The sequence below is a fragment of the Tenacibaculum sp. FZY0031 genome, from assembly GCF_036350695.1.
Taxonomy (GTDB): Bacteria; Bacteroidota; Bacteroidia; order Flavobacteriales; family Flavobacteriaceae; genus Polaribacter.
On sequence record NZ_JAZDVY010000015.1, the window covers coordinates 1 to 5,869 of the forward strand.

Annotated in this window: 2 tRNA genes and 3 rRNA genes; all 5 read left to right on the forward strand. The window is 45.1% G+C overall.

Annotated features, from left to right (window positions below):
* The first annotated feature begins 532 nt into the window (after positions 1-532).
* The 5 genes from V1T75_RS16310 (at position 533) to rrf (ending at position 5,829) form a co-directional block, all read left to right on the forward strand.
* Positions 533-2,056, forward strand: a 16S ribosomal RNA gene (locus tag V1T75_RS16310).
* 127 nt (positions 2,057-2,183) lie between these two features.
* A tRNA-Ile gene (locus V1T75_RS16315) sits at positions 2,184-2,257 on the forward strand.
* Between the two features lie 131 nt (positions 2,258-2,388).
* Positions 2,389-2,462: transfer RNA gene (locus V1T75_RS16320), tRNA-Ala, on the forward strand.
* A gap of 220 nt (positions 2,463-2,682) precedes the next feature.
* Positions 2,683-5,555: ribosomal RNA gene (locus V1T75_RS16325) — 23S ribosomal RNA — on the forward strand.
* Between the two features lie 165 nt (positions 5,556-5,720).
* Positions 5,721-5,829, forward strand: a 5S ribosomal RNA gene (gene rrf, locus V1T75_RS16330).
* The 16S, 23S and 5S rRNA genes sit together here with 2 tRNA genes alongside, the layout of an rRNA operon.
* Positions 5,830-5,869 lie beyond the last annotated feature (40 nt).

Genomic DNA, 5,869 nt, shown 5'->3' on the forward strand with positions numbered 1-5,869 from the left:
AAAAAAAGATAAAAAAAGTCATTGTTGTAAAGAAAAAGGTATCTATATTTGCACCCGCAAACGGAGCAGCGGTAAGCTATGAAGTTAGTAAGAGTTCATTAAAATAGGGTTTAAGATATTTAAAGAAAAGGTTAAAAAATAGTTTAAATTTTTCTTGTTTGATAAGAAATAAAGTGAGTATCTTTGCAGTCCGATTTTTAAGGGAATAGTTCATATAAATAGTGCAGTGAAACAAACGAAAAAAAACTTTAAAAAAGTTTTGTCAGATTAAAAAAGAGTTTGTAGTTTTGCATCCGCTTTTAGAAAGCGATACGATCACAGAAATTTTGGAAGGCGATAAGTTACTAGTTCGAGTCTAGTGTTTCTACAAGAGGAAGAGTCGTAAGATAAGTAAAAACTTGTCATTGATGACTCGCCACAAGTTCATTGAAAATATTGAAATTGACAGCGTAATTAAAGAGTAGAATAACCATAACTTCTACGAAGTTATAAAATTCTTTTGGAACTTAACATTTATAATATTAAAGATTATACAATGAAGAGTTTGATCCTGGCTCAGGATGAACGCTAGCGGCAGGCTTAACACATGCAAGTCGAGGGGTAACAGGGGAAAGCTTGCTTTTTTGCTGACGACCGGCGAACGGGTGCGTAACGCGTATAGAATCTGCCTTGTACAGGAGGATAGCCTTTAGAAATGAAGATTAATACTCCATAATGTAGAGTAGTGGCATCGCTATTTTATTAAAGATTTATTGGTACAAGATGACTATGCGTCCTATTAGCTAGATGGTAAGGTAACGGCTTACCATGGCGACGATAGGTAGGGGGTCTGAGAGGATTATCCCCCACACTGGTACTGAGACACGGACCAGACTCCTACGGGAGGCAGCAGTGAGGAATATTGGTCAATGGAGGCAACTCTGAACCAGCCATGCCGCGTGCAGGAAGACTGCCCTATGGGTTGTAAACTGCTTTTATACAGGAAGAAACAGTCGTACGTGTACGGCCTTGACGGTACTGTAAGAATAAGCACCGGCTAACTCCGTGCCAGCAGCCGCGGTAATACGGAGGGTGCAAGCGTTATCCGGAATCATTGGGTTTAAAGGGTCCGCAGGCGGTCAATTAAGTCAGAGGTGAAATCCCATAGCTTAACTATGGAACTGCCTTTGATACTGGTTGACTTGAGTTATACGGAAGTAGATAGAATAAGTAGTGTAGCGGTGAAATGCATAGATATTACTTAGAATACCGATTGCGAAGGCAGTCTACTACGTATATACTGACGCTCATGGACGAAAGCGTGGGGAGCGAACAGGATTAGATACCCTGGTAGTCCACGCCGTAAACGATGGACACTAGTTGTTGGGATTTGTCTCAGTGACTAAGCGAAAGTGATAAGTGTCCCACCTGGGGAGTACGATCGCAAGATTGAAACTCAAAGGAATTGACGGGGGCCCGCACAAGCGGTGGAGCATGTGGTTTAATTCGATGATACGCGAGGAACCTTACCAGGGCTTAAATGTAGAGTGACAGGGGTAGAGATACCTTTTTCTTCGGACACTTTACAAGGTGCTGCATGGTTGTCGTCAGCTCGTGCCGTGAGGTGTCAGGTTAAGTCCTATAACGAGCGCAACCCCTATCGTTAGTTGCTAGCAGGTAAAGCTGAGGACTCTAGCGAGACTGCCGGTGCAAACCGTGAGGAAGGTGGGGATGACGTCAAATCATCACGGCCCTTACGTCCTGGGCTACACACGTGCTACAATGGTATGGACAATGAGCAGCCACAACGCGAGTTGGAGCGAATCTATAAACCATATCACAGTTCGGATCGGAGTCTGCAACTCGACTCCGTGAAGCTGGAATCGCTAGTAATCGGATATCAGCCATGATCCGGTGAATACGTTCCCGGGCCTTGTACACACCGCCCGTCAAGCCATGGAAGCTGGGGGTGCCTGAAGTCGGTTACCGCAAGGAGCTGCCTAGGGTAAAACTGGTAACTAGGGCTAAGTCGTAACAAGGTAGCCGTACCGGAAGGTGCGGCTGGAACACCTCCTTTCTAGAGAAAGATGGTGAGTTACAATAGAGGTATATTTTACTCTTTGCTGTTAATTTTAAAAAATAGACTAAGATCTTAAAAAGAGAATTTTTAGATGTTTGATATTGATATCTAAGCTGTCTAAGACAGTCTCGTAGCTCAGCTGGTTAGAGCGCTACACTGATAATGTAGAGGTCGGCAGTTCGAGTCTGCCCGAGACTACAATTTTAAGAGATTAGGATAAGGAAATTTTAGAAGTTGAGGAATTTGGTTTTACGTGTTGAGTGCTAAGTTTTAAGTTAAACTCACACCAACTAATAACTAACGACTAATAACTCATAACTAAAAGAAATGGGGGATTAGCTCAGCTGGCTAGAGCGCTTGCCTTGCACGCAAGAGGTCATCGGTTCGACTCCGATATTCTCCACGAGGCAGTTCCTCGAGACAATAAATAAGTTGTTTCAGAGTACTGCACGAGTTGCGCTGATAAATACTTATCGGTGGCGATTCGCCACGTTCATTGACATATTGGTAAAATGATATCGTAAAGAATCAAGATAGAGAGTTAGAGAGATCTAACAAAATATTTTTATAAGAACAAGAATTATAAAGAGCTCGTTGTAGTAGAGATACTACAGCAAAAAGTACAATAAGCTAAATAAGGGCGTATGGAGGATGCCTAGGCTTTCAGAGGCGAAGAAGGACGCGATAAGCTGCGATAAGCTGCGGGGAGGGGCACATACCTATTGATCCGTAGATTTCCGAATGGGGCAACCCGGCATGTTGAAGACATGTCACACCTACGGGTGAGCAAACGTGGTGAACTGAAACATCTAAGTAACCATAGGAAGAGAAAACAAAAGTGATTCCGTTAGTAGTGGCGAGCGAACGCGGATTAGCCCAAACCAATGTTGTTACGGCAATATTGGGGTTGTAGGGCTGCGACATTAGAATCTTAGAGAACTGGAATCGTTTGGAAAGACGAACCGTAGAGAGTGATAGTCTCGTACAGGTAATCGAAGAGGATATAGCAGTACCCTGAGTAGTGCGGGACACGAGTAATCCTGTATGAATCCACCGGGACCATCCGGTAAGGCTAAATACTCCTGAAAGACCGATAGTGAACTAGTACCGTGAGGGAAAGGTGAAAAGAACCCTAAGTAAGGGAGTGAAAGAGAACCTGAAACCGTACGCCTACAAGCGGTCGAAGCACATTTACTGTGTGACGGCGTGCCTTTTGCATAATGAGCCTACGAGTTACTGTTGCTAGCAAGGTTAAGCATTTAAGGTGTGGAGCCGAAGCGAAAGCGAGTCTGAATAGGGCGGATATAGTTAGTAGTAGTAGACGCGAAACCGAGTGATCTACCCATGGGCAGGTTGAAGCTGTGGTAACACATAGTGGAGGACCGAACCAGTTGACGTTGAAAAGTCTTTGGATGACCTGTGGGTAGGGGTGAAAGGCCAATCAAACTCGGAAATAGCTCGTACTCCCCGAAATGCATTTAGGTGCAGCGTTGAATAAAAGTTTTATAGAGGTAGAGCTACTGATTGGATGCGGGGGCTTCACCGCCTACCAATTCCTGACAAACTCCGAATGCTATAAAATGTTTTTCAGCAGTGAGGGCATGGGTGCTAAGGTCCATGTCCGAGAGGGAAAGAACCCAGACCATCAGCTAAGGTCCCCAAATATATGTTAAGTTGAAAAAACGAGGTTTGACTGCCCAGACAGCTAGGATGTTGGCTTGGAAGCAGCCATTCATTTAAAGAGTGCGTAACAGCTCACTAGTCGAGCGGTCGAGCATGGATAATAATCGGGCATAAACATATTACCGAAGCTATGGACTTATTAAAGTGGTAGGGGAGCATTCTATATGTGCTGAAGGTGTGCTGTGAGGCATGCTGGAACGTATAGAAAAGAAAATGTAGGCATAAGTAACGATAAAGGGGGCGAGAAACCCCCTCACCGAAAGACTAAGGTTTCCTCAGCGATGCTAATCAGCTGAGGGTTAGTCGGGACCTAAGGCGAATCCGAAGGGAGTAGTCGATGGACAACAGGTTAATATTCCTGTACTTCTTATAATTGCGATGGGGTGACGGAGTAGTGAAAGCACCGCGAACTGACGGAATAGTTCGTTGAAACATTTAGGTATTAGACTGGTAGGCAAATCCGCTGGTTTAGCTGAAGTGTGATAGTACCACAATTCTTCGGATGCGTGGATAGTGTGCCTAAAAACTTCCAAGAAAAACCTCTAAGCTTCAGGTTATAAGAACCCGTACCGTAAACCGACACAGGTAGTTGGGATGAGAATTCTAAGGTGCTCGAGAGATTCATGGCTAAGGAACTAGGCAAAATAGACTCGTAACTTCGGGAGAAGAGTCGCCAACAGCAATGTTGGCCGCAGTGAAAAGATCCAGGCGACTGTTTATCAAAAACACAGGGCTTTGCTAAATTGAAAGATGATGTATAAGGCCTGACACCTGCCCGGTGCTGGAAGGTTAAGTGGAGTTGTTAGCTTCGGCGAAGCAATCAAATGAAGCCCCAGTAAACGGCGGCCGTAACTATAACGGTCCTAAGGTAGCGAAATTCCTTGTCGGGTAAGTTCCGACCTGCACGAATGGTGCAACGATCTGGATACTGTCTCAGCCATGAGCTCGGTGAAATTGTAGTATCGGTGAAGATGCCGATTACCCGCAGCGGGACGAAAAGACCCCGTGAACCTTTACTATAGCTTCGTATTGACTTTGGATAAGTAATGTGTAGGATAGGTGGGAGACTTTGAAGCAGCGTCGCTAGGCGTTGTGGAGTCATCCTTGAAATACCACCCTTTGCTTATCTAGAGCCTAACTCAGCAATGAGAACAGTGCGTGGTGGGTAGTTTGACTGGGGTGGTCGCCTCCAAAAGAGTAACGGAGGCTTCTAAAGGTTCCCTCAGCACGCTTGGTAACCGTGCGTAGAGTGCAATGGCATAAGGGAGCTTGACTGAGAGACATACAGGTCGATCAGGTACGAAAGTAGAGCATAGTGATCCGGTGGTTCCGCATGGAAGGGCCATCGCTCAAAGGATAAAAGGTACTCCGGGGATAACAGGCTGATCTCCCCCAAGAGCTCACATCGACGGGGGGGTTTGGCACCTCGATGTCGGCTCGTCACATCCTGGGGCTGGAGAAGGTCCCAAGGGTTGGGCTGTTCGCCCATTAAAGTGGCACGCGAGCTGGGTTCAGAACGTCGTGAGACAGTTCGGTCTCTATCTGCTGTGGGCGTTAGAAATTTGAGTGGATCTGACTTTAGTACGAGAGGACCGAGTTGGACTGACCTCTAGTGTATCTGTTGTCTCGCCAGGGGCACTGCAGAGTAGCTACGTCGGGAAGGGATAAGCGCTGAAAGCATATAAGCGCGAAACCCACCACAAGATGAGATTTCTTTAAAGGGTCGTGGAAGATCACCACGTTGATAGGCTATAAGTGTAAGTGCAGTAATGTATGTAGCTGAGTAGTACTAATAACCCATAGGCTTATGTACGTATCCCGGTCCTAGTGGCCGGGAGCAAACTCTTTGATGATTTAGGATATGATTTTACTAATATGTTAACTTATTATTTCAGCGAAGCTGAAAAGTAGTTAGGTATGAGTTTAGAGTAGTTAGCAATGACTAACTACTATTACTAAATACTAATTACTAACAATTTAAGGTGATTATCGCAATGGGGCTCACCTCTTACCATTCCGAACAGAGAAGTTAAGCCCATTAGCGCCGATGGTACTGCCACTGGTGGGAGAGTAGGTCGTTGCCTTTCTTTAACAAACCTCAATCTTTGATTAGATTGAGGTTTTTTT